Source organism: Deefgea chitinilytica (genome assembly GCF_016881405.1).
GTDB classification, from domain to species: domain Bacteria; phylum Pseudomonadota; class Gammaproteobacteria; order Burkholderiales; family Chitinibacteraceae; genus Deefgea; species Deefgea chitinilytica.
Genome location: NZ_WOFE01000002.1, coordinates 134949 through 159893, shown reverse-complemented (window position 1 = coordinate 159893; position 24945 = coordinate 134949). Strand labels below are relative to the sequence as shown.

Annotated in this window: 28 protein-coding genes; 15 read left to right on the top strand and 13 right to left on the bottom strand. The window is 48.6% G+C overall.

Translation table 11 applies throughout. The annotated features are described in order from the left end of the window. The first annotated feature begins 184 nt into the window (after positions 1–184). From GM173_RS06420 to GM173_RS06410, 3 genes are all read left to right on the top strand, one after another. Positions 185–604: an acyl-CoA thioesterase gene (locus GM173_RS06420; protein WP_203570536.1), complete on the top strand. Its 420-nt coding sequence runs from the start codon at positions 185–187 to the stop codon at positions 602–604. Further along, a complete protein-coding gene (locus GM173_RS06415) occupies positions 605–1081 on the top strand; it encodes an LEA/WHy family protein (RefSeq protein WP_203570535.1) in 477 nt (158 codons plus the stop codon). 80 nt (positions 1082–1161) lie between these two features. Further along, positions 1162–1377 carry a hypothetical protein gene (locus tag GM173_RS06410; RefSeq protein ID WP_203570534.1) on the top strand — a complete coding sequence of 72 codons (216 nt, stop codon included), beginning with the start codon at positions 1162–1164 and terminating at the stop codon, positions 1375–1377. Between the two features lie 89 nt (positions 1378–1466). Here GM173_RS06410 and GM173_RS06405 read toward each other — a convergent pair whose 3' ends face one another. The 8 genes from GM173_RS06405 to GM173_RS06370 form a co-directional block, all read right to left on the bottom strand. Next, positions 1467–2411 (bottom strand): GlxA family transcriptional regulator, encoded by a 945-nt coding sequence (locus GM173_RS06405; RefSeq protein ID WP_203570533.1) that lies wholly within the window; start codon positions 2409–2411, stop codon positions 1467–1469. A gap of 313 nt (positions 2412–2724) precedes the next feature. Further along, on the bottom strand, positions 2725–3627 hold the full coding sequence (locus tag GM173_RS06400) for an EamA family transporter (RefSeq protein WP_203570532.1): 903 nt from the start codon (positions 3625–3627) through the stop codon (positions 2725–2727). Positions 3628–3663: 36 nt separating this feature from the next. After that, the gene (locus GM173_RS06395) at positions 3664–4218 is read right to left on the bottom strand and encodes an isochorismatase family protein (RefSeq protein WP_203570531.1); all 555 of its coding nucleotides are present in this window, start codon (positions 4216–4218) and stop codon (positions 3664–3666) included. Positions 4219–4367: 149 nt separating this feature from the next. Continuing rightward, positions 4368–5525, bottom strand: a complete 1158-nt coding sequence (locus GM173_RS06390; RefSeq protein WP_203570530.1) for an iron-containing alcohol dehydrogenase — start codon at positions 5523–5525, stop codon at positions 4368–4370. Between the two features lie 150 nt (positions 5526–5675). After that, a complete protein-coding gene (locus tag GM173_RS06385) occupies positions 5676–6266 on the bottom strand; it encodes a TetR/AcrR family transcriptional regulator (protein ID WP_203570529.1) in 591 nt (196 codons plus the stop codon). Positions 6267–6485: 219 nt separating this feature from the next. Continuing rightward, positions 6486–7166 (bottom strand): DUF3313 domain-containing protein, encoded by a 681-nt coding sequence (locus GM173_RS06380; RefSeq protein WP_203570528.1) that lies wholly within the window; start codon positions 7164–7166, stop codon positions 6486–6488. Between the two features lie 155 nt (positions 7167–7321). Next, positions 7322–8104, bottom strand: a complete 783-nt coding sequence (locus GM173_RS06375) for a class I SAM-dependent methyltransferase (RefSeq protein WP_203570527.1) — start codon at positions 8102–8104, stop codon at positions 7322–7324. Further along, positions 8101–8913 (bottom strand): M90 family metallopeptidase, encoded by an 813-nt coding sequence (locus GM173_RS06370; RefSeq protein WP_203570526.1) that lies wholly within the window; start codon positions 8911–8913, stop codon positions 8101–8103. Before GM173_RS06370 ends, GM173_RS06375 begins: the two co-directional genes overlap by 4 nt. Positions 8914–9151: 238 nt before the next feature. On the opposite strand from GM173_RS06370, the gene GM173_RS06365 reads away from it, so the two are divergent. The 4 genes from GM173_RS06365 to GM173_RS06350 all read left to right on the top strand — a co-directional run bounded on the left by GM173_RS06365 (position 9152) and on the right by GM173_RS06350 (position 12823). Continuing rightward, a complete protein-coding gene (locus GM173_RS06365; RefSeq protein WP_203570525.1) occupies positions 9152–11491 on the top strand; it encodes an extracellular solute-binding protein in 2340 nt (779 codons plus the stop codon). 121 nt (positions 11492–11612) lie between these two features. Further along, positions 11613–11972 carry a hypothetical protein gene (locus GM173_RS06360; RefSeq protein WP_203570524.1) on the top strand — a complete coding sequence of 120 codons (360 nt, stop codon included), beginning with the start codon at positions 11613–11615 and terminating at the stop codon, positions 11970–11972. Positions 11973–12030: 58 nt separating this feature from the next. Further along, a complete protein-coding gene (locus GM173_RS16375) occupies positions 12031–12288 on the top strand; it encodes a multicopper oxidase domain-containing protein (protein ID WP_203570523.1) in 258 nt (85 codons plus the stop codon). Between the two features lie 109 nt (positions 12289–12397). Then, on the top strand, positions 12398–12823 hold the full coding sequence (locus GM173_RS06350; RefSeq protein WP_203570522.1) for a DUF411 domain-containing protein: 426 nt from the start codon (positions 12398–12400) through the stop codon (positions 12821–12823). 61 nt (positions 12824–12884) lie between these two features. On the opposite strand, the gene GM173_RS06345 is transcribed toward GM173_RS06350, so the two are convergent. After that, entirely contained in the window at positions 12885–13943 is a 1059-nt protein-coding gene (locus GM173_RS06345; protein ID WP_203570521.1) for a glycosyltransferase family 4 protein, read from the bottom strand. A 63-nt stretch (positions 13944–14006) separates the two neighbouring features. Then, positions 14007–14813 carry a UDP-2,3-diacylglucosamine diphosphatase gene (locus GM173_RS06340; protein WP_203570520.1) on the bottom strand — a complete coding sequence of 269 codons (807 nt, stop codon included), beginning with the start codon at positions 14811–14813 and terminating at the stop codon, positions 14007–14009. A gap of 131 nt (positions 14814–14944) precedes the next feature. On the opposite strand from GM173_RS06340, the gene GM173_RS06335 reads away from it, so the two are divergent. Continuing rightward, positions 14945–15187, top strand: a complete 243-nt coding sequence (locus GM173_RS06335; protein ID WP_203570519.1) for a DUF1289 domain-containing protein — start codon at positions 14945–14947, stop codon at positions 15185–15187. Between the two features lie 95 nt (positions 15188–15282). Beyond that, positions 15283–15882: a DUF1294 domain-containing protein gene (locus GM173_RS06330; RefSeq protein WP_203570518.1), complete on the top strand. Its 600-nt coding sequence runs from the start codon at positions 15283–15285 to the stop codon at positions 15880–15882. A gap of 53 nt (positions 15883–15935) precedes the next feature. On the opposite strand, the gene GM173_RS06325 is transcribed toward GM173_RS06330, so the two are convergent. Continuing rightward, complete coding sequence (locus GM173_RS06325) at positions 15936–16370, bottom strand: DUF1841 family protein (RefSeq protein WP_203570517.1); 435 nt, start codon at positions 16368–16370, stop codon at positions 15936–15938. A 163-nt stretch (positions 16371–16533) separates the two neighbouring features. Next, positions 16534–17547 carry an FIST N-terminal domain-containing protein gene (locus tag GM173_RS06320; protein ID WP_203570516.1) on the bottom strand — a complete coding sequence of 338 codons (1014 nt, stop codon included), beginning with the start codon at positions 17545–17547 and terminating at the stop codon, positions 16534–16536. 65 nt (positions 17548–17612) lie between these two features. Between GM173_RS06320 and GM173_RS06315 the strand changes: the two genes are divergently transcribed. The 5 genes from GM173_RS06315 to GM173_RS06295 all read left to right on the top strand — a co-directional run bounded on the left by GM173_RS06315 (position 17613) and on the right by GM173_RS06295 (position 23851). Further along, on the top strand, positions 17613–18101 hold the full coding sequence (locus GM173_RS06315; RefSeq protein ID WP_203570515.1) for a glutathione peroxidase: 489 nt from the start codon (positions 17613–17615) through the stop codon (positions 18099–18101). A 153-nt stretch (positions 18102–18254) separates the two neighbouring features. Next, the gene (gene carA, locus GM173_RS06310) at positions 18255–19412 is read left to right on the top strand and encodes a glutamine-hydrolyzing carbamoyl-phosphate synthase small subunit (RefSeq protein WP_308439582.1); all 1158 of its coding nucleotides are present in this window, start codon (positions 18255–18257) and stop codon (positions 19410–19412) included. 141 nt (positions 19413–19553) lie between these two features. Then, positions 19554–22775, top strand: coding sequence for a carbamoyl-phosphate synthase large subunit (gene carB / locus GM173_RS06305; RefSeq protein WP_203570514.1), 3222 nt, complete (start codon positions 19554–19556; stop codon positions 22773–22775). Positions 22776–22872: 97 nt separating this feature from the next. Beyond that, entirely contained in the window at positions 22873–23355 is a 483-nt protein-coding gene (gene greA / locus GM173_RS06300; protein ID WP_203570513.1) for a transcription elongation factor GreA, read from the top strand. Between the two features lie 43 nt (positions 23356–23398). Then, positions 23399–23851 (top strand): DUF4149 domain-containing protein, encoded by a 453-nt coding sequence (locus GM173_RS06295; protein ID WP_239078409.1) that lies wholly within the window; start codon positions 23399–23401, stop codon positions 23849–23851. 90 nt (positions 23852–23941) lie between these two features. On the opposite strand, the gene yhbY is transcribed toward GM173_RS06295, so the two are convergent. Next, entirely contained in the window at positions 23942–24262 is a 321-nt protein-coding gene (gene yhbY / locus GM173_RS06290; protein WP_203570512.1) for a ribosome assembly RNA-binding protein YhbY, read from the bottom strand. A gap of 42 nt (positions 24263–24304) precedes the next feature. Here yhbY and rlmE point away from each other — a divergent pair, with 42 nt between their 5' ends. Further along, complete coding sequence (gene rlmE, locus GM173_RS06285) at positions 24305–24928, top strand: 23S rRNA (uridine(2552)-2'-O)-methyltransferase RlmE (protein ID WP_203570829.1); 624 nt, start codon at positions 24305–24307, stop codon at positions 24926–24928. Positions 24929–24945 lie beyond the last annotated feature (17 nt).

The window sequence follows — 24945 nt, the reverse complement described above, 5'->3', positions numbered from 1 at the left end:
CTACTAATATAGAGATTGCGCGATTATCCACAAGAACCGCGCTGAACAAAAGCACTATGGGTAAAATAGCGGTAGCAATGTGATTACTTGGTCTGTATTCGCCGTTGATAAAAGTACACAATCGCTGCTTTACTCGGCGATATCTCGCTGGGCTATGCCTCAGAGTTAAAATCAGGAGTCGTGTATGGTGCATTTGACACCCATTAAAGTTCAAGGCTTTCATCTTGATTTGTATGGGCATGTGAATAATGCGCGCTATTTAGAGTTTCTCGAAGAAGCGCGCTGGGGACTAATGGAAGAGTATGGCGATTTGAGCTGGTTTATGGCGCAAAAATTGGCCTTGGTGGTGAGCCGGATTGATATTCGTTATTTACGCTCGGCGACGATGGGTGATCAATTAGTGATTGAAACGCAGTTGGCCGAGCTATTGCCGCGCGAAGGGCGTATTCATCAGCGAATTATTCGTAAGGACAATGGCAAAGTGGTCGCCGAAGCCGATGTGACTTTTGCTGTGATTCATCCTGAGCAGCGTGGGGCGCAAAAATTGGAAGGCGAGATTTTGGCTAAATTTAGCCCAATGTTGGCAACGATGAAGGACGCTTAAATGAAGAAAATTCTGACTATTGCGATCTTGGTGCTACTGAGTGCATGTACTGGGATTCCGAGTCATTTTGAAAAACCACAGGTCAATTTAGCTGGTTTGCAAGTTGCTGAGCTGGGTTTGCTGGAACAAAAATTTATTGTGTCCTTGCGGGTGACTAATCCGAACGACATCAGCGTGCCGATTGATGGGCTAAACTTAAAACTGGATGTGAATGGCCAAGCCTTTGCCACTGGTGTTAGCAATGAAAAAGTGACGCTACCGAAATTGGGCGAAACCGTGGTGAAAATGCATATTACGACCAATTTGTCATCGATTTGGAAGCAAATTAAAACGCTGCAAAAAGACCAAGCGCTGGCGTATGCAGTCAGTGGCAAATTGTTTGTTCCAATGGTGCCTGGTGGGGTTTCGTTTAATCGCAAAGGCGAGTTGCCCGGATTGGGGGAGTTTTTACCTGCCGAGATTAAAACAATACAGTAGGGTATTTGATTGTAGCCATTGTTATTTAATGGCTGCAATTAAATACATCGTTAGCGTGGTAGATGAACTTGGAGCAAATTATGGGCATCAATTCGGCAAAGCAAGAAGCGAAACGAATTAAGCAAGATCATCAAGCGGCTGGGCATATCGAAGACGCCAATACCGAGCGCGAGCGCCGCGATGCGCTGATGCTACGCAAAAAGAACAATGCCATTGCCGACCGCGAGGCTGCCGCGCAGCGGCATATTGAAAAAGCAGAGCTGGAAGCATTAAAACGTAAAGCTAAGCAGAAGTAATTCACTTACGTTGACTGCTTTATGTGTATTGTTAGATGTATCTGTTGGTAGGTATTGAACTAAATAGCGTAGCTGTTTATACCTATCAGCTATTGACGACTCGCACTTGGCAAAAGCCCCGTCTCTTTTTGCCACACGCGGCGAAAATCCCTTGCTGATGCGAATCCTGCTTGTTCGGCGATGTGTTCGATGCTCAGTTGTGGATGATTGAGCAATTGCTTGGCTGTGGCAATCCGAATGGCCAGATGATACTGATGCAGCGATACGCCGCAATGTTGTTGAAACAACCGTGCCAGATTACGGCCACTGGTATGAACTTGCGCTGCGACTCTATCGAGTGTCCAGCGTTCGCGTGGCGCGCGGCTGATCAGGTCTTGCGCCTTGTGCACCATTGGATGCAAGTGATTGCGATGCGCCAGCCACGGCGAAAGTTGTGGATCTTGCCCACTACGGCGCAGCCAAACGACCATTTCCCGTGCGACGGCTTGTGCGATTAAGGGCCCAGCGTCTTGTTCAATCAATTGCAATGCTAAATCGATGCCAGAACAAATTCCGGCGCTGGTAGCAATATTGCCGTCTTGCACAAAAATCCGGTCATCAAGCACTTTGGCAAGCGGAGCTGCGATGCGTAGCCGTTCTAAAATCTCATGATGTGTAGTGCATTCGCGATGATCGAGTAAACCCGCATAAGCCGCCAGCATGGTTCCCGAGCAAACGCAGGCGAGTTGATGCTGTGTGGCGTCAAAATGTTCACGTAGCCACGCTACCACTTGCTGCGCTTCGGGCAGTAGCAAATTGACTTTGGAGTTTTGCGTGCCGATCAGCACAATGGTCGCGCCGTGCGGGATCGGCGTTGGCAATAGAGCGAGTTGGTGCTGTTTGAGGCCAATTGAACAAGTTAATTCACGAACAGGTGCAACGTGATGTAAGCGATAAGGCGCGCCGTGATTAGCGGCGATTTGAAACGCTTCGGCTGGCCCAGCTAAATCGAGCAGCATAAAATTGGGCGTCAGCACAAAATAAAGATCTGTCATTGCTACTTCCTACTTAGGGTCTGTTGACGTTTGGTTTCCCGCCGCTGCTTACGCGATTTTCGCGGCGAATCAAGGCGTAGTAAGCGCTGCATAGTCATTCTACGTGAGCTTGCTACAACGCAGAGTCGCCGCGAAAAGCGCCCAGCCGGATGTTAAATATCAAAAAGCGGTTTGGCGGCGGCTTTTGTTAATAACATCAGCCTGATGCTGCGTTACAAAGCGCTGACTTAGAATGACTAAGTATCGCGCTTCGTGCCTTGCCTCAGGCCAAAATCCGCGCAAACGCGGCTGGTAAACCAAACGTCAATAGACCCTAAGCCACTTGCCGACGATTGGCCCAGCGCTGTAATACAGACTCGCCAAATAAATTGAGAAATAAACCCGACATCAGTAAAGCTGCGCCCCACCATTGCTGTGCGAGCAACATTTCGTCGAGCAAGACGGCTGAAGCGGATAAACCAACCCACGGCACTAAGAGGCTAAACGGAGCGACGCGGTTGCTAGGATGACGTTTAAGTAACACATTCCATAAACTGGTGCCGAGTAGGGTGGCGATAAAGGCTAAGTAGAGAACGGCTAGTGTTGATTGCAAGGTGAAGTGCTTGAGCGCAGTGCTAATTTGTTCAGGGCCTTCAATCATCATACTGAGTGCGGCAAACACAAACATTGGCGCTAGTGATGTCCACACCATAAACGCTGGCACGCTAAATTGAATGCCTTGCTTGGCGCATTGTTTCATCACAATATTGCCCATCGCCCAGCCAGCTGCACCGAGTAGCGTCATCACGAAGCCGAGCAAAGTCATGCTTTGCCCATGACTGCTGCCAATCAGCCATAGCCCGATTCCGGCGACAACTAAGCCGATCAATTGGCTGGTTTTCCAGGATTCTTTGAGCCAAACTGCGGCAAAAATCAGCGTAAAAAAGGCTTGCGATTGCAAGACGACCGATGCCAATCCGGCTGGCATGCCATTGGCCATTGCTGAAAATAAAAATGCAAAATGGCAAACGCCCCATGTCAGGCCATAGCCGAGTAAGTATTTCCACGGTAAATTGGGGCGGCGCAACAAAAAAATCGCTGGAAACACCGTTGCTGCAAAGCGTAACGTTGCCAGTAGTAGCGGCGGCACACCGACCAAACCCCATTTGATCACGACAAAATTAAATCCCCATGCCAAAACGACAATCAGGGCGAGCGCAAGGTCACGAATTGGCATGGAGAGTCCTTATTTATTGAATGATGCGGCGATAGCCTAGGCAGCAAAACGCTGCACGATGTCATTCACGGTACAAATTCTGGCAAAGCGTTCATTCAGTACCAATTCGGTACGCTCTTTGATTTCTGCTGCGCTGTAGAGATTGCCGTTTGGATGTTGCATCGCAAACGTCAGTGTCGCTTCAGTTACAAAATCAACGATATAAGCTAAATCGGAGGCGACTCGCGTCGTGGTTTCACAGCATTGCTCGGTACGAATACCGCAGATAATCAAATGCGTGATGCCTTGCGCTTGCAGCCATTCATGTAGACCCGAACCAATCAGCGCGTTGTGCACAGTTTTTTCAAACACAGGTCCAGTCAATGGCGGCAAGAAATCCATCGGTTTTACCCAAGTGGACGCTTTAGCAAATGGACCTTCTGGCTCGACATGCAGTACGGTGACGACAGGAATCGAGTTGGCTTGGCAGACATTAATTAGTTTAATCAGCTGAGTTTGAAATGCGGGAAAGTCAGCGTCGCTAAAGTATGGTCGATGAAAAAACGAATCTTGTACATCAATTACGAGCAATGCAGATTGTGAATGAGACATTTTGTTTTCCCTATTGAATAATGTAAAGCCAGTTTAGGTTTTTATTTGAATAGGGTAGAGGCGGTACGTGGACGACTTAGCGGACAAATAAAGACAAAAGCCCTGCCTGATTTGGCAGAGCTTTTTATTAAGCAGAACAAAAATTGAAATTAAAGTGTATTCTCTAAAATCTGGCGGCTCATTGCCAATGTCACATCTTGGCGTTCGCCCAATGCCGTCATGCCGTGCGCTTCCAGTTTGGCAATGACGGCATCAATCGCAGTGGCATCCAGATGGTAATCGGCAAGGCGCGTTTTAATTCCCATTGCTTCAAAGAACTCTCGGGTTTTGTTAATCGCGGCGGTGATGCGTTCTTCTTCTGTGCCTGCGGTTATCTGCCAAACACGATCGGCGTATTGCAGCAATTTCTCGCGCTTGCTCTCAGAGCGCAGCGCCAAGTTGGCAGGCAATACAATTGCCAGCGTGCGGGCGTGGTCGATATCAAAAAGTGCGGTGAGTTCATGACCAATCATATGCGTTGACCAATCTTGCGGTACACCCGCGCCGATCAAGCCATTCAATGCTTGCGTTGCCGCCCACATTAAATTGGCGCGCAGATCGTAGTCTTGCGGATTAGCTAGCACTTTCGGGCCGATCTCAATCAAGATATTGAGCAAACCCTCTGCGTAGCGATCTTGCACCATGCCGCCCGCAGGGTAAGTGAGGTATTGTTCGACCGTGTGAACAAAAGCATCGACCACGCCGTTGGCGATTTGCCGAGTTGGCAAAGTGAAGGTTTTGCTGGGGTCCAAAATCGAAAATTGCGGGAATACCAGCGGATTCATAAATGGCAATTTGGTTTGCGTGGCTTTTTGTGTAATCACTGCGCCGTGGTTCATCTCGGAGCCAGTTGCTGGTAGCGTCAGTACCGTTCCAAAAGGCAATGCACTGGTGATGGTTTGGCCGAATGTGGTCAAAATATCCCACGGCTCACCTACAAATGGCACTGCGGCGGAGATAAATTTGGTGCCATCAATGACGGAACCTCCACCGACAGCTAACAGGAAATCGAGTTTTTCGGCACGGATGATTTCGACCGCTTGCATCAAGGTTTCGTAAGTGGGATTGGGCTCAATGCCGTTAAATTCATGCACTTCACGTGCGCCCAGCGCGGCGCGAACTTCGGCGAGTGTGCCGTTTTTACGCGCGCTTTCACCACCCAATAAAATCATCACGCGGGAGTTCGTTGGCACTAATTGGTCGAGTTTGGCGATGGTGTCGGTGCCGAAAACGATTTTAGTGGGATTGAAAAATTCAAAGTGAGTCATTGCTTAATCCTTTATTAGACCAGTCGTCTAGTTGCGGGTTAAAAATAAGATCGCGCATGCGATCAATTAAAATACAAATGAAATCAAAAAATCTTACAGCCAATACGGCCAATATATGAGCCGCATTGTGGGTCAGGTAAACAGTCTGGTTCAGTTCATTTTTAATATGAACCGCGTACTTTGCATCGCTGCTTCCAGTGCGCTGCGGTCGCGGCGAATTTTAGTCAGTAGCGTGGCACCTAGCCACATTTCGTACAGCTGTAGAGCTGTCTGTTCGCAGTTTGCGTAGTGGGGTAATGAGCCATCACGCTCGCCTTCACTTAAGCACAGCGCAATACGTGCTAATAATTGCTCTGTGCCACGCAATAAACTGCCACGCATACTTTCGGATAAATCTGAAACTTCAGCAGCGAGTTTGACCGTGAGGCACTGCCCGTCGCGATCGTCGCAGCTTTGCGTTTCTAGCCAACTTGCCCAATACGCAAGCATCCGCTCGCCCGCTGTAGCATCTTGGGTATTAAAAATTGAATCAAGACGTTCGCAATAATTAGCGAAATAGTGTTCCAGCAAGGCCTCACCAAATGCTTCTTTGGATTTGAAGTAATGGTAAAACGAGCCTTTGGGTACATTGGCCGCCGTCAAAATTTCATTTAGTCCAACCGCAGAGAAGCCTTTGCCTAAAATAATTGGCTTGGCGGTATCTAAAATATGCTGACGTACATCGATATGCTCTGAGTTCATAGGCTGGATCATACTGTTTATTAGACCAGTCGTCTAGCGTTCGTGGTGGTTAATTTTGCACGGCATCTATTCTGATGCAGGAATCAGTTGCTTGGCGCAGGCAAAAACGACATGGATTGCGGCTATAAGCGTGACGCAATGCCTTGCAAAATAAACAAGCACTGCGATTAACTTAGTTCGCAGTGCTTGTTTGTTTTGTTGAGTGCGGAAAAAGCGGGCTTAATGCTTGCTAAGCGTGTTTGCTAATTGGGCAGCACTTTTTTGTGCCAATTTATCGATTTCCCGCTCTAAGTATTCCAAAGTGACGGCTTTATCTTTGACCTTGGTTTTGCGGGTTTCTTTGAGGTTGACTGCGCCCGCGAGAAACTCGCCGGTGCTGGCATCTTCTAGCTGTGCCATTGTGCCGACACGCAATAGATAGGGTTCTTTGCCGATCGCCATTTTTGCAATATTAATCGCCGCTTTGGCGGGTAATACATCGATCACATCTAAATCTGGCCGTGTCTGCGCTAAACCCGTGACCGCAATCCGTAAGCGTAGGGTGTCGGCTTCTGCCTGCTCAACGACGGTGATGCCTTGCTTTTGTAATTCAGTACTGAATCTAGTTTTGAAGTACTGGGCAATTTTGCTTTCTTCTGCTGCTTGCAGTAATTCCCACTCATGATTGGCATTTTGATGCAAAAAGAGTGGCGCTTCGACTATCACTTTTTGATATTGGCTCAGCTTGACGCCCGGCTTGATATAAAGTTTTTGTTGCGGGTTTTTTGCATTGAGCTGATAAGCCGAGAGTGGAAGTGTAAATAGATTGTCTTTGACAGCATCTACCTCGGTAGTCGCCCAAGCGGCTTGTCCGCCTAGCAGGCAAAGCCCGATGAAAGTGGAGCGAAGCAGTTTTTTCATTGCATATCCTTTGATGAGTATTTAGCTAGGTGCTGCGCCAAACCTGTAAATTGAGACAAAACTTTGAAAGTCTAGTGTCAAAATTACCATGTCGAGCTCAGATTTGCAGAGGGCGTCCACCAGCAGTTGCATTCAGGTTACACGGGGCTTGGCACTCAGTCTTTTTGTATGCCATTACTTGGTAAATAGCCATCAAAGCGCGTACTTTCGCCATCGAACACAAAATCAGGCCGTGCATTTGCCAGCAAAGGAGCATGGCGGGGGCGTTTGACGATAATGCGTTTTTTGGCAATCAGGCGGGCAGGAGCGAGCAGCGCATCGGCATCTTCGTCGCCACCAATCAGCGTTTGAAACGCCGCCATGTTTTTTTTCGATTTGGCACGCTTGCCCGGCTCGGGAAACATGGGGTCAAGATAGACCACGTCAAACTCTTGCTGAGCGAATGGACCGATTCCTGCCGCGCGCTCAGTGAGCCATTTACGGCCATCTCCAAAATGCAGCGACATTCTGGCTGCAATTTCTTTGGTGTGGGTATCTGCCGCTGCGCGTTTTAAACCATCGCTTAGCAGTAAATACGCAATAGGGGTACGCTCTATCAAGGTCATCGTGCAGCCCAAACTGGCTAACACAAATGCGTCGCCACCCAAGCCCGCCGTTGCGTCTAGCACGCGGGGAATGTAATCACCTTTGATGCCGACCGCTTTGGCAACGGGTTGACCGCGACCACCGCCAAATTGCCGCCGATGCGCCGCCGCGCCACTGACGAAATCGACGCAAACTGTGGCTTTTTCAGCGATAGAAACTAATTCAAGGCGATCTTCATTCCATTGGAGTATATGCGTAGCGCTCTCGCTTGGCTTAGCCCAGATGGCAATACCCAGTTGTGAAGCTTGATCGATCAATTCTTGCGGGGCGTTGTGTTGAAGTAAACCGATCATTGCAGCGCGCCGTACTGGGTTTGCACCGGACGATAGCGCTGTGGATGTAGGCGTTCAACCGGATCTTGTTGGTAAAATTGTTTGAGCTGCTCGTAGACGTCTGGGTAGACTTCTTGCAATACTAGTGGGCGTTCAAAGAAAACTTCGCTCAGCACTGCAAAACATTCGGCTGGATTGGTCGCGGCGTACAAATCGATTGGACTATGTTCGTCAGAATACGTTAAAGACTGCAAGTGCGCAAAAGCGGCACTGAAGGCGGTTTTCCAGTCGTCGTGATTCATTCCAGCGTGCAAAATCGGGTAACCGTTGGCGTGCCCGCCATTGCGCATATCGAGTTTGTGCGCCAATTCGTGAATGACGACATTCCAGCCATCCAGCCACGGCCCTTCCATCACATCGTGCCAAGAAAAAATGACAGGCCCATCGCCACGCGCTTGCCCTGCGAGCGCATGCTCGCCTTCGTGCACTACGCCAATATGATCGACGTGGCGGGTGGGCGCGAGAAATTGGCTGGGATAAATGATAATTTCCTGCCAATCGTCATAAGCATCGTGTCCTAAATTTAATATCGGTAACACGGCTTGCGCGGCAAGAACCACTCGCATTGGATCTGAAAAAATTAGTTCGCCTTTCGGACTAATGGCTTTGGTATGCAAAAACCACGCCGCCAATTCACGCAAACGCGCCAACTCACTGGGACTAAGGTTTTTCAGTACTGGCATTGTGGTCACAGGCAGCCATAATTCATTTGCAATTGGATGTTGTGCTAGCCAACGGTCACGACGTTTGCGGCGAAAATAATTGAACATAATTTTTCCTGGATCAGTATGAAGCAGATGGGTCTGTCGCAGTGCAATTCAAGCGAGCCGTGTGAAGTTATGATCAGTGGGCTTGAGGGAAGGATGCAACAGTCATCAACTTGTCACAGAGCACGTTAGATTGCATGCTGTATCATTGATTACTAATAATTACATGAATATCCCTATTGATTTTGTTGTTTGAGCCGATATCAATAGTTCTGTAGCAGTTTATTTGGGAGTGCTTTACATGCTAAGTCGTAATCAGGTCATTGCAATGATTAGCGCGATTTATTCGCTGGTGCTGATTGTGCTATTGGTAGTGGTCAGTAATAGTTCAGTTGCGGCTGTCAATGATTTATTCATTACGATTTTATTGATTGGTATTGTCGGTTTGGGCGCTTTGTTGGCTGGTCTTGTATTTGGTATCAATCAACTCTTTAAGCCACTAACGCAAATGCGTGATTTGATGCGCTTGCAAGCGACTGACCGTGGTGATTTGATGACTCGCTTACCTGTCAATGGTTACGGCGACATTGCCGATATTTCCCGCGCTTATAATGAGTCAACCGATAAAGTGCAAAACATTTTGCGCGATGTGCAGCGCGAAATGGAAGGGCTTGCCTTGGGTTTGTCTGAGCTCACTGCTGTGACGGGGCAAATGGCCAAAGATACGCATATGCAATCTGATCATGCCGCGTCGTCAGCAGCAACGGTCGAAGAAATTACCGTGAGCATCAATCATATCGCCGACAGCGCGCGTGATATGGATCATGTGGTTGAAGAAACCCAGCGTTTATCGAGCAATAGCGCCGATTCGGTACTGCGTGTTTCAGAGGAAGTGGGCAAGGTGTCTGAGGCGGTCGTTGCCTTAACGCAAACCATGGATGGCCTAGGCGCGCGCTCCGAAGAAATCAGCAGCATTATTGGCGTGATTAAAGATATCGCAGGTCAAACGAATTTATTGGCACTCAATGCCGCGATTGAAGCCGCGCGCGCAGGTGAAATGGGGCGTGGCTTTGCGGTGGTGGCCGATGAAGTCCGTAAATTGGCTGAACGCACCAGCAGTGCTACCGTTGAAATTGCGCACAAAATTGAATCCGTTGGTCGTGAAACCCAAAATGCCGTCGGCAATATGTCGATTACTGCTGAGCGTGTGGCGCACAGTGTCACGATGGCCGAAGATGCGCGTGGTCATATGCTGGGAATTCGTGAACATATGGGCAGTGTGGTGTCGGCGGTTCGGCAAATTGCCGAGTCAACGCAAGAGCAATCAGCGGCGACACATACTCTGGCAAGCTCTGCTGAGCAACTCGATGTAATGACGCAAGCGACGGATTCGGCGTTGCAACAAGCGACCAATACGCTGAAGAATCTGGATGAGCGCGCAAAGCGCTTATTAAAATCAGTCGGTAGTTTCAAGCTGGCAGATATTGAAGTAGTGCACGGTTGGGCTGCTTCGAGTGAGGCGCGTGCCGTATCCGAAATCAAAGCGCTACTGAATGCACAAGGACATCATTGGGCTGATGCTCAGGGTGATAATTCACCATCAGCCTTGCGTGCGCGTGTCTTGGCAGGTAATGCGCCAACTGCAGCGGCAATTGGCGGGGTAAAAATTCAAAACTGGGCCAAAGAAGGTGTATTGGCTGATTTGAATGAGGTTGCCAATGCTCAAGGTTGGAGCCGAGTGTTACCTGCCGTGCTCGATACGATGATGAAGGCCAATGGTCAGTATGTTGCAGTGCCGTTGGGCGTGGCGCGCGTCAATATGTTTTGGATTAATGCCGCAGTGCTGCGCCGCGCTGGAGTGAATGCACCCAAATCTTGGGATGATTTTTTTGTGATTGCCGAAAAACTCAAGCAAATGGGGACGCCAATGCTGGCGGTAGGTGAACAAGCTTGGCAAATTGCAACGATGTTTGAGGCGATTACCTGTGGTTTGGGTGGCGCAGCATTTTATAACGCCGCGTTTAGCAAGCTTGATCAAGCCACGCTCAATGGTCCGGTGATGATTCGCTGCTTAGAAACCTTGCGCCAAATGAAGCCGTATTGCACCCCCGACGCTGCTGGTCGTGAATGGAATTTGGCGACTGCGGACGTCATCAATGGTCGCGCTGCGATGCAATTGATGGGCGATTGGGCCAAAGGCGAATTTGCGCAAGCGGGTAAAACACAAGGCGTGGATTATTTATGCGTGCCATCGCCAACACAAAACGGTGAATATAGTTTTGCGGCCGATACGCTGACGATGTTCAAACAAACCGAGCCACGTTTAATCGCAGCACAACGCGATTTTGTCAGCTTGTTAATGAGTACCGAAGGTCAAGAAGTGTTCAATTTATACAAAGGCAATATTCCAGCTCGCACCGATGTGAATATGAATCGCTATGACGATTACGCCAAACAATCCTCACGTGATTTTGCCAATGCTGCGAATAAGCAAGTGCTGGTACCATCATGGGCGCATAATATGGCGGTGCAAGATGAGGTGAAATTGGCCTTCTACGATGCGGTGGATGCATTCTGGAAAAATGGCAATATGAGCGCCCAAGACGCAGCGCGCCGTTTTGCCGATGCCGCACGCCGTTAAGCTGCTCTATATTGAGTCAAAAGCACGCTCAAATGCGTGCTTTTTTTATTGCTATCACTCTCGTTGTAAGTGTGATTTTTTGAATTGTGTTTAATCGCAACGCGGGTGTAAGATCGAAATCATGCTTTATCTTCGCGCGTTTATTTTTATACTTTTGTCGGGGTTATTGTCACTGAATGTGGCGATCGCTTCCGAGCGCGCGCCAATTTCAGTTCAAGCGCTGACTACTGAACAGTTGCATGAATTTCATGCTACGCATCACGTTGATTCACAGACTACAGACAGTCTAAATTGCAAACATCATTGTGCTAGCCAAAGCATGGCCAGCAATCATTGTGGCGCGTGCTTGAGTGGCTTGGCAGTGTCAATCCCATTGATGCTGGTGTCACCTGCGCCTGCGATATTTGTCGCAGCGCCGACTATCGTGCTGCGAAGCATTCATTTCCCGCCGCCGCTGCATCCTCCGCTACAACTGGTTTGATCAGATCTTATCTGTGACCAGCCATAGCGATTTTTCGCGACCCTTACGGTAATGGGGCATGAGGTGGAAGTCTGAGAGGTATTCAATCACTCGCATATGGATATCCATTTCATATCCACGGTACGCAATATATTGCGTTGGATGCCAAACTGAACGGGATGCGCCGTATCGCGCGCGACACGACACGATCAATCTTCGCCCTTATGAAACCATCCGCATTAAAACCGTGCAGCAGGATATTGGTTTGCGGATGTTCCATTGCCATATTTTAGAGTATGAGGTGCAGGGCATGATGGCACAGCTGTTGGTGAAATAGCGTACGCCACTGATTGAAAATCAGCCTGCCGTATTCTTAGGGTATTTATCTCTAAGCAATATTAAAGAATGAGTATAGAGATATACCTAAATATAAAGAAGGAATAAAAATGAAATTAAACCAACTATTGACGGTACTTTGTTTCGCCCCGACGCTGGTGCTGGCTGCCGCGCCTGCCGCTACGATGTATAAAGACCCGAACTGCGGTTGCTGCGGCGAACACGCCAAACATTTGCGCGCGGCGGGTTTTCAGATCAAGGAGCAGCCCAGCGACAATATGAGCGCGATTAAACAAAAATACGGCACCGATGTCGCATCCAGTTGCCACACCATTGTGATTGGTGGCTATGCGGTGGAAGGGCATGTGCCTGCAGCGGCCATTACGAAACTATTGAAAGAAAAACCGAATGCGAAAGGGATTGCGGTGCCGGGAATGCCAGCCACTTCACCGGGTATGGGTGATTACAAGCCGGGCACGATTGCAGTGGTGTTGATTGGCAAAGACGGCAGTGTGAAGCCATTTGGCAATTTTTAAGCGATAAAAAATGAGCTTGCCATGCCGCAAGCTCATTTTGATTGACCGCGTTCAAGTCGATTTATTCGCCGCCAGCGCTTTGCTCAATCAAGCGCAACTCGGCTTGCGCTGTTGGCGTGAACGGGTGCAAATGAGATAAAAATTGGCGGCTCGCTGCGCCCCAAGAATAACGCTCAGCAAAGCGGCGAACTTCGTCGCGGTCGATGCGTAGTGCGGCGATACACGCTTCACGCAGGTCTTCATTGAGCGCGCCAGGGCCGTCGCTACCAATCACGTCAATCGGTCCAGTTACGGGGTATGCAGCTACAGGGCAGCCGCATGCCATGGCTTCGAGCAATACTAGACCAAACGTATCGGTTTTGCTCGGGAACACAAATACATCGGCGCTGCTGTAGACTTCGGCCAGTTCAGTTTGATTTAAGACGCCCAACCAGTGAATATTTTTTTGCTCACCGTACTTGGCTTTGAGCCCTGCCGCTGCTGGGCCATCACCGACCACCCACTTGCTGCCGGGTAAATCTAATTCTAAGAAGGCTTCGACGTTTTTCTCTACAGCGACACGGCCAACGTAGACAAAAATCGGGCTGCGCGAGTTAAGTTTGTCGCGGCGACCCGGTTTGAAAATCTCTAAATCCACCCCGCGTGACCACATGACGACATTGTTAATGCCGCGGTCGGTTAAATCCTTAACGACGACTTTGGTCGGTGCCATCACGGCTTGGGCTGAATTATGAAAGCGGCGCAACCATGCGTAAGTGACGCTCAGCGGAATTGCAAAGCGCAATTGCACATATTCTGGAAAACGTGAGTGATACGCCGTGGTGTACGGGAGTTTGTTTTTTAAACTGTACGAGCGCGCCGCCAAGCCCAGCGGGCCTTCGGTGGCGATGTGGATCGCATCGGGTGCAAATTCACGGATGCGTTGATTGACTTTGTTGCCTGGAAATAGCGACAAACGGATGTCGGGATACGTTGGGCAAGGTACAGTTTTGAATTCGAGCGGCGTGAGCAACTCCACCGTGTGTCCCATTTTTCTGAGTTCGGCACTGGTTTGTTTCAAGGTGCGAACAACGCCATTTACTTGCGGTTCCCAAGCATCGGTAACGATTAAAATCTTCATGCGAGCTATCCTTTCAAAGTAGTCAACAACATAGTGCGAAGAATTAAATGTCAAACAAATCGCTCAAACTGTTTGCGGTTCAATCGGGCTGAGTAATTTATGAATATTGGCGGTTTGTGCGTCGTACATTTTTTGCCAAGTTAGAATGCGTAACTCGCCATTAGGCATTTCGACTAAGGCACTTAGACTTTCCACCCAATCGCCATCGTTGCAATATTCAATGCCATCAATCATGCGCATTTCGGCTTTGTGGATATGGCCGCAAATCACGCCGTCTAAATCGCGTTTTTTAGCTTCAGCCGCGACCGCCTCTTCAAAATCAGAGACGAAACTGACTGCCTTTTTGACTTTATGTTTCAGGTATTGCGACAGCGACCAATAACCCAAGCCCATGCGGGCGCGGGCACGGTTAAACCAGCGATTGAGTTTCAATGTCAGTTCATAAGCTTGGTCGCCAACCACGGCTAACCAGCGCGCGCATTGAATCACGCCGTCAAATTGGTCACCGTGAATGACCAGATATTTTTTGCCGTTGGCCATCGTATGGATGACTTCGTCTTCGATTTTGATTTCCCCAAACATTAGGCCAATAAATTGACGAGCACCTTCGTCGTGATTGCCGGGGATATAGGTGACTTGCGTGCCTTTGCGGGCTTTGCGAAGGATTTTTTGAATCACATCATTATGACTTTGCTGCCAGTACCAACTGCGCTTCATAGCCCAGCCGTCAATAATGTCGCCAACTAGATATAATTGCTCTGATTCGGTGTGTTTTAAGAAATCTAAGAGATAATCGGCTTGGCAACCTGCCGTGCCCAAATGAATATCAGAAATCCAGATGCTTCGAAAACGCAATTCAGATGCCATCATCGACCACTCCGCTAAGGGCTTGCGGCCATCATGCAGCGGCTTTATGACAATGGTGCGACAGTAAAATGAAGCAAATAAGACAAAAATGATTTTTTTCCTGCGCTGTGTTTTGCGTGAGCAGATTAAATTGAATGCAGTTTTTAAAACAAAGAGAGTCAACGATGCCGGTAAATGAGCGCCCTGATACACCGTGTATAGCGGTTTGTTCAACTGGAATGGGCGATGACATCTGTAAAGGCTGTCAGCGCACGATGTTGGAAGTGGCGCATTGGGTCATGCTGAGCGAGGCCGAAAAAGAAGTAATTTGGCAACGATTGGAACAATATTGGGCCGACCAAGGGAAAACGCCGCCGTGGTTAAAACGCGGAAAGTGACGTTTTTTTACGACGAATCAGTGTGGTGGAAAAGCTGCATGATAAAAATAGCTGAATAAAAATTAGATAAAGGCGTTCAACGCTTTGGAGAAAAGATGCTGCACGGAGTACTCAAGCAATGGAAAAAAGATTTTGGTTTTATTCAAATTGAAAATGGCGAGCGTTTTTTTGTGCATATCAGCACCTTAAAGCGTGGCGGTATTCATCAACCCCGCATAGGCGATACGATTTATTTTACGCTCGGTAAAGACAAACAAGGCCGTGCCCGCGCACAAACTGCAGGGCGCAATCCAGAACAGCTCGAAAAAGCCAACGCGCGCCGTGCAGCATACCGCCAAGCCAATGCTCAGCCGCGTTTTGATTGGATTGATTATGCGGCCTTCTGCCTGTTGCCCGTGGCGCTACTGTTAGCCGCGGTTTCGCCGATACGTGGGCTTATATTGGTCGCGATGACAATGTTGAGTGCAGCAAGCTATGTGCTGTATGCCTTCGACAAAACTCAGGCGCAGAAAAATGCTTGGCGCGTTCCTGAGGCGACTTTGCATGGCTTGGCAATATTGGGCGGCTGGCCCGGCGCTTTGCTTGCGCAGCGTCGTTTGCGGCATAAAACGCAAAAAGGCACATTTCGCATTATTTTTGCGATCTGCGCGCTGCTTAATGTATTGATCTTGGCTTATTTATTTCTTGTTAGCTAGGTATATCTGGCTAGCTATTGAAGAATAATGGCTTCAGTCATATACCTATAGTGCTATTGAATGATCCCTAAACGCTGGCGAATTCCGTCCAAATAAAGCTGCGGGTTGGGTTGGCTTTGGTTGCGCTGCGCTTGCCAAATCATTTCGGCGAGGCAATCGAGCATATCGTGCAGTGCGCGATGGGCATCGTTGTGTTTGGCGTGCAATTGCTGGTAGAGCGCACGCACGCCGGCGGGTTGGTCAATCGATAATTGTTCCGCTAGCGCCAGATGCAAACTGAGATGCAAAAATGGATTGGTGTCGCCGTGCTCGGGTGGCCAATCGTGATCGAGATAATCATTGCTCAGAAATTGATGGTATTCCGGATGGGCTATCAATACATCGACTAGAATCGCTTCCAAATCGGCTAGCGGCTGCGCTTGTTGATGTTTTTGCCAAGTCTGAATAAAAAAGCGGCGCGCTTCATCGCGGCTGGGGTTAAATAGCATGGGTGATGAGTCTTAATAAGTTGGCGATGTATTTTATATACGAAAATGATTGAGTCCACGAAAGACTCGAAAAGCACGAAAATCTTAGTTTGTAGTTACTTTGAGCTTTTATGCTTTTGTTTGTGGCTTTCGTGCTTTTCGTGGACTGATGAATTTGATGTTTTCAGTCGAAAAGCGCGACTAGGACGCTATTGTCGACGACTTGATTACTTTTGGCGAGGGGCGCGATCTGGCCGTTACCATAAAATCCGGCAAACGGCACACCGGGCAGTGCGCTACGCAGCACATTCCAGTCGGGCTCGGTGAGGCCGCTACCCGCCATCGCGCGACGATGGCCGGAAAAGGCCAGTCCCCATTTAGGTTGCGCGCGCCCAGCCAGTTGATTCATTAGTTGCAGCCCCAAATCTTGGCTAGCCGCTGTGCTATCAAAATGTCCCCAGCACAAAGACATGCCAACCGGAATTTCATGCGCCAGCATAATCGCTTGTTTGTGTTCATCGACCCCGATTACCGGAATCCATAGCATATCGCTCACTGAATCCCCGATGCCAGCCATTAAATTATGCAAATCATATTGATGTAGCCACGGGCGCAAAGTGGGGTAGGCGGCGGCATCGTTGAGCGATTCCAGCATCAGGCCATTGCTGGCGCTAATCCGGTATTGAGGGCTCAGCGCGTGAAATCCTTGTGAGAGGATAATGTCACGTGGTGTTAGCTCAATTTCGACAAAATCGGCGTGCTGACGACCATTTTGCCAAATGGCATACGCACCGTTGCCGGTGGCGTCACCCGCGATACCGCCAAAACGCTGTCCACCCCGATTGAGCCATTGCTGATTGATGGCATTGGGCGCGGCTAACGCAAAATGGCTATTAGGGGTACTGCTGGCAGGCATCTGCGCGGGCAATACAATCGCCGCCGCGGCAGGCGCATCGAGCGACCAGTCTTGGTCACTAAAAACACCCGCAGCACTCGCGCCAAAAATATCAAAGCTGCCGGTCACTTGAGTTACGGCGCGCAAGGTCGTATTGATTTCGTACTGAAAGTGCGTTGAAAGAAATAGAAAAATCCGCCCTGCGTGACTTAAACCACCGCGTGCCATTGCCGAGCTGACTGCCGCAATCGCCACTTGGGGTGTGGCGCGGGGCCCATAAGCATAGCCGCTCGCTACTTGCATTGAATTCGCCTGAAGAAGATGAGTCTCTGCGACAATACACAAAACAGCGCTAGAGGAGCAATGGTATGCCGACGATTTATGACTTTTCAGTGACAACGCTCACTGGCGAGCAGCAGAGCTTGGCGCAATATCAGGGACAAGTTCTTGTGATTGTCAATGTGGCGAGCCAGTGTGTTTTCACCACCCAGTATGTGCAGTTGCAAGCACTATATGAACGCTATCGAGCGCAAGGTTTGGTAATTTTAGCGTTTCCTTGTAATCAGTTTGGTGGGCAAGAGCCGGGTAGTAATACGGAAATCATGCAGTTTTGCCAGCTGCATTTTGGTGTCGATTTTCCTATTTTTGCCAAGATTGAAGTGAACGGCCCAAACGCCGAGCCTTTGTTCCGTTTTTTGAAGCAGCAGCAGCGCGGCTTTCTCGGTTCACGGCGGATTAAGTGGAATTTTACGAAGTTTGTCATTGATAAAGAAGGTCATGTAGTAAAGCGATTTGCGCCGTATCGAAAAATTGCTGATTTGCAGCCTGTCATTGAAAAGTTGCTGGCTGCGGCTTGAGTCAATACGGATTTGCATTGATAGCAAAGGGCTTTTGCGGTAGAATTCGGTCAATTTTGTAGCTATGAAACGGGGTTGGCTAAGCTAACTCCGTTTTTGTACGCCTACCCCACAGATTTTGACTTATTGGGCGCAATGCCCTGGAGCCGCCCCGTGTCCACGACAGTTCCCACGCCAGCCACAACCCCTGCCATCTTGGCACTTGCCGACGGTACAATTTTTCATGGTATTTCTATTGGTGCCGATGGTGAAACCATTGGCGAGGTGGTTTTCAATACCTCGATGACCGGTTACCAAGAAATTTTGACTGACCCTTCTTATACCAAGCAAATCGTTACGCTGACTTACCCGCATGTGGGTAATTATGGTGTGAATGCAGAAGATACTGAAAGCCGCGCTGTATTTGCGGAAGGCTTGATTATCCGTGATTTGCCACTCTTGCATTCTAACTTTCGCTCTACGATGAGTTTGGGGGAGTATCTCAAGCAAAACAACGTCGTTGCTATTGCAGAAATTGATACCCGTAAGTTGACTCGTATTTTGCGTGAAAAAGGCGCTCAGCCTGGTTGCATCATCAGTGGTGAAAATATCGATGAAGCTGCTGCAGTCGCCAAAGCAAAATCGTTTGGTTCGATGGCTGGCCAAGATTTGGCTAAAGTGGTGAGCTGCGAAAAATCATATGAATGGACTACGGCAGAATGGAAGTTGGGCGTGGGTTACACCGTGCAATCCAATCCAAAATTCCATGTTGTCGCTTACGATTTTGGCGTGAAATACAATATTTTGCGCATGCTGGCAGAGCGTGGCTGCAAATTAACTGTAGTGCCTGCGCAAACATCGGCGGCTGACGTGTTGGCTCTTAATCCGGATGGCGTGTTTTTGTCGAATGGCCCTGGCGATCCAGAGCCATGTGATTACGCAATTAGCGCAATTCAACAATTACTGGCGAAAAAACTTCCGATTTTTGGTATCTGTTTGGGGCATCAATTGCTCGGTTTAGCTGCGGGTGGCAAAACCAGCAAGATGAAGTTTGGTCATCACGGAGCGAACCATCCTGTGCAAGATTTGGATAGCAAGCATGTGATGATTACCAGCCAAAACCATGGCTTCCAAGTCGATGAAACTAGTTTGCCTGCTAATGTGCGCGTGACACATCGTTCATTGTTTGACGGTACGGTGCAAGGCATCGAATTGACCGATACGCCTGCGTTCTCGTTCCAAGGCCACCCGGAAGCGAGCCCAGGTCCTCACGATGTAGCGTATTTGTTTGATAAGTTCATTGCGCAATTGGCGTCCGCCCGTGAGGGGTAAGGCGTTAGGTGTGAGGCGCGGTGCGCGGTCATTTTTTATACCCGCACTGAATTGCAAATTAATCATTAAGGAGTTGGGCGTAGATGGATGAGTGGATGAGGGTTTTCCCCTCACTCCTCACTCCTCACCCCTCACAGTAATATGCCAAAACGTACCGACCTAAAAAGCATTTTGATTATTGGCGCTGGCCCGATTGTGATCGGCCAAGCGTGTGAATTTGACTACTCTGGTGCGCAAGCTTGTAAAGCGCTACGTGAAGAGGGTTACAAAGTTATTTTGGTGAACAGCAATCCTGCCACCATCATGACTGATCCAAATATGGCCGATGTCACTTATGTTGAGCCGATCACGTGGCAAGTCGTTGAAAAAATTATTGAAAAAGAACGCCCGGATGCGATTCTGCCAACGATGGGCGGTCAAACCGCTCTGAACTGTGCGCTGGATTTGTGGCGCAACGGTGTATTGGACAAATACAGTGTTGAATTGATTGGTGCTACGCCAGAAGCCATTGATAAGGCCGAAGACCGTCAGAAATTTAAAGCCGCGATGGATAAAATTGGTCTGGGTTCTGCGCGCTCAGGGATTGCGCATAGCCTTGAAGAGTCTTTAGCTGTGCAAGCACAAGTGGGCTTTCCGACGATTATTCGCCCGTCGTTTACGATGGGCGGCTCGGGTGGTGGTATTGCCTACAATATGCAAGAATTCATCGAGATCTGCACCCGCGGTCTGGATTTGTCGCCAACCAATGAATTGTTGATTGAAGAATCATTGTTGGGTTGGAAAGAGTACGAAATGGAAGTCGTGCGTGATCGCAACGACAACTGCATTATTATCTGCTCGATTGAAAACTTAGATCCGATGGGCGTACATACCGGTGATTCGATCACTGTGGCGCCAGCGCAAACGCTGACTGATAAAGAATATCAAATCATGCGTAACGCATCGATCGCGGTATTGCGCGAGATTGGTGTCGATACTGGTGGTTCTAACGTTCAATTCTCAGTGAATCCAAAAGACGGTCGTTTGATCGTTATCGAGATGAACCCACGTGTTTCTCGCTCATCGGCTTTGGCATCCAAAGCGACTGGTTTTCCGATTGCGAAAGTCGCAGCCAAATTGGCAGTGGGTTACACGCTGGATGAACTGAAAAACGAAATTACTGGCGGCAAAACGCCAGCGTCGTTCGAGCCTTCGATTGACTACGTGGTAACGAAAATCCCACGTTTCGCCTTTGAGAAATTCCCGCAAGCGAATGACCGCCTAACGACGCAAATGAAGTCGGTCGGCGAAGTGATGGCGATTGGCCGCACTCAGCAAGAGTCTTTGCAAAAAGCGCTGCGTGGCCTTGAAACCGGTATGTCTGGTTTTGATGAGATCTGTTCTGATCGTACCAAGATCGAATCAGAAATCGCTACGCCAGGTCCAGAGCGCTTGTGGTATGTGGCTGATGCGTTCCGTGTTGGCTTGACGCTGGATGAAGTGCACAATATTTCGAAAATCGATCCATGGTTCTTGGTGCTGATTCAAGATATTTTGAATGATGAAGCGGCCTTGCGCGGTCGTTCAGTTGATAGCATCAGCAAAGCTGAATTCCGCAAATTGAAACGCAAAGGGTTCTCGGATCGTCGTTTGGGTACATTGCTCGGTTGCGATCAAAATGCAGTGCGTAAAGCACGTCATGCATTCGGTGTTCGCCCGGTGTATAAGCGTGTAGACACCTGCGCAGCTGAGTTTGCGAGCGATACTGCTTATATGTATTCGACTTATGAAGAAGAATGCGAAGCAGCGCCAACAGATAAAAAGAAAGTCATGATCTTGGGCGGTGGCCCGAACCGCATCGGTCAAGGTATCGAGTTTGACTATTGCTGCGTGCATGCTGCATTGGCGCTGCGTGACGATGGTTACGAAACCATCATGGTCAACTGCAATCCAGAAACAGTTTCAACCGATTACGATACCTCGGATCGTCTGTACTTCGAGCCATTAACGTTGGAAGACGTATTGGAAATCGTGGCGGTAGAAAAACCATTCGGCGTGATCGTGCAATACGGTGGCCAAACGCCACTGAAATTGGCGCGTGCTCTCGAAGCCAACGGTGTACCAATTGTCGGTACTAGCCCAGACATGATCGACGCAGCAGAAGATCGTGAACGCTTCCAAAAATTATTGCAAGATTTGGCACTACGTCAGCCGCCAAATGCGACTGCGCGTAATGAGCAAGATGCACTGCATTTGGCACGTGAATTGGGTTACCCGCTGGTTGTTCGTCCATCGTATGTATTAGGTGGCCGCGCGATGGAAATCGTCCATTCAGATAAAGACCTCGAACGCTATATGCGCGAAGCGGTAAAAGTGTCGAATGATTCGCCAGTATTGCTGGATCGTTTCTTGAACGACGCGATTGAAGTTGACGTGGATGCGATTTCTGATGGTACTGATGTGATCATCGGCGGCATTATGGAGCACATTGAGCAAGCGGGTGTTCACTCAGGTGACTCAGCCTGCTCATTGCCACCGTACTCATTGAGCAAAGAGCTGCAAGATGAATTGCGTCGTCAAACGGTATTGATGGCGAAAGGCTTGAACGTCGTTGGCTTGATGAACGTGCAGTTCGCGATTCAAGGTAAAGGCAGCGACGCGAAGGTGTACGTGTTGGAAGTCAATCCACGTGCATCACGGACGGTGCCGTATGTCTCTAAAGCAACTAGCATTCCACTGGCCAAAGTGGCTGCACGTTGCATGGTTGGCCAGTCTTTGGCGCAACAGGGCGTGACCGCAGAAGTGATTCCACCGTATTACTCGGTGAAAGAAGCGGTATTCCCATTTGCGAAATTCCCGGGCGTGGATTCAATTTTAGGCCCTGAAATGAAGTCGACCGGTGAAGTGATGGGCGTGGGTACGTCATTTGCTGAAGCCTTTGTGAAATCACAATTGGCAGCGGGTGTCGTGTTGCCAACGCAAGGTAGCGTATTCATTTCTGTACGTGAAGGTGATAAAGCTGCCGCGGTTGAATGCGCGACCATCATGGCCGCATTAGGCTTTAAGATATTGGCGACCAAAGGCACTGCCGCCGCGATTGATGCAGCGGGTGTAGCGGTTACTGCGGTGAATAAAGTGACTGAAGGTCGTCCTCATATCGTTGACATGATTGTGAACGGTGAAGTGGGTATGATTTTCAATACCGTGGATGAGCGTCGCCAAGCGATTCAAGACAGCTACTCAATTCGTCATGAAGCATTGAAAGCTAAACTGCCAGTTTTCACGACGATTGCGGGTGCTAAAGCGGCCTGCGTAGGTATTCGTGATATGAAAGAATTGAACGTTTACAGCTTGCAGGACTTGCATTTACAGCTGAATAACTGATAACGTATTGCACTTAAAGTTCAAGCCGCTGCTCCGTCTGGAGTGGCGGCTCTTGTTTTTTATTGGCAGGACGATTCCTGCTAATTGGAGAAATAGCATGATTAAAGTCCCACTGACTGTGGTTGGCGCTGAAAAATTAAAGGCCGAGTTGGCTCATTTGAAAAGCGTTGAGCGCCCAACAGTGATTGCGGCGATTGCCGAAGCCCGCTCGCATGGTGATTTATCTGAAAATGCAGAGTACGATGCCGCCAAAGAGAAACAAGGTTTTGTTGAAGGCCGTATTGCTGAGTTGGAAGGTAAATTATCGAATGGACAAATTATTGACCCAAAAGATTTAGCAGAAACGGCTGAAGGCCGCGTGGTATTTGGCGCAACGATTTTGTTACAAGATTTAGAAACCGAAGCGGAAGTAAAATACCAAATCGTCGGTGATGATGAGGCGGATATTAAAGAAGGCAAGATTTCAGTATCAAGCCCGATTGCGCGTGCTTTGATTGGTAAGTACGCCGAAGATGTTGCCGAAGTGATGGCACCGGGTGGTATTCGTGAGTATGAAATTTTGGAAGTTCAATATATCTAACATTGGCGGGGTAGGGGTATTGGCGTGAAATTATTCATGTGCAATGGCTCCAGTTATATACATTATGGGTAACGGTCTAAAGAATGTGCTCACCACGCTATGGATTGGTGGGATGTGGATTATCGGCGTTGTGGTTACTCCGGCGTTGTTTGCCAGTTTAGATAAGGCCGTTGCTGGGATGGTCGCCGGAAAATTATTTCATGCGATCGGCTGGATCGGGATTGTTGCTGGGATTTTTCTGGCGATTTGGTGGATATGGAAGGATGGCTTACGTGCATTTCAAGGATTGCGTTTATGGCTAATTCTTGGCATGTTGGGCTGTACCTTGGTGAATCAATTTGCAATTTTTCCACTGATTGCCGAGCTCAAGCCCGTAGTAAGTAATGCGGCTGAAGGGATGTTTGGTGGTGGATTAGCGCAGTGGCATACCATTTCTAGTTTGATTTATTTACTGCAGAGCGTAATGGGCTTAATCTATATTTGGTCTGCTGAATAAGGCTGAATCAATCGAATTGCCTTAGCCCGGTGTACTCAGTCGATTGCATTAACGGCGGGCAATAAAAAGGGCGGCTGAGCCGCCCGTTATTTATTTCGCTGCTTTCTTTTGCTTCGGCAGAATAATCTTCGGTTTGTCCGTATTGCTAGGACGGAAAATGAGTAGTAATTTGCCGAGATGCTGTACTGGACATGCACCAAGCTCCGCACATATTTGTTCCATAAATTGAACACGCGCTTCGCGATCATCGCCAAGTACGCGAATTTTAATTAATTCATGGGCATCTAAGTTAACGGCAATTTCGCGCATCACTGAGTCAGTCAAGCCATTACTACCAATCATCACGACAGGATTTAGATGGTGCGCTAAGCTACGCAAGTGGCGGCATTGATCTGCGCTAAGTTGTAACATGAGAATAAACCTTAAAAACCTTGATATAACCGGATAGTGTACCTGATGGCTCGTTCTAATTCCAGTAATGTATGGCTGCAAGAGCATGTAAATGATCATTACGTGCAGATGGCTAAAAAAGATGGCTACCGTGCACGTGCAGCGTATAAGCTGCTCGAAATCGATGAAAAAGATAAATTAATTAAGCAAGGAATGTGGGTCGCTGACTTGGGAGCGGCGCCGGGTAGTTGGTGTCAGGTTGCAGTACAAAAAGTAGGCGCAAGCGGTCGTGTGTTTGCTTTGGATATTTTGGAAATGGACCCGATTCGTGGGGTTGAGTTTGTGCAGGGCGATTTTCGTGATGAAGAAGTTTTGGCCGAATTTAGTAGTCTGCTTAATGGTCGACAAATAGACCTTGTCATTTGCGATATCGCCCCCAATATATCGGGTAATGCAGTAACAGATCAGGCGCGCAGTATGTATTTATGTGAGCTAGGCTTAGAATTCGCACGTGAGCAGCTAAAACCGGGCGGTAATTTCTTGGTCAAAGTCTTTCAAGGATATGGTTTTAATGAGTATATGGCGGCGATGCGGGAAACTTTTGCGTCGGTTGTGACTCGAAAACCAAAAGCATCACGTGATCGTAGCCCAGAAGTTTATTTATTGGGTAAACAAAAAAAATCTTAAACGAGTAAAATAGATTA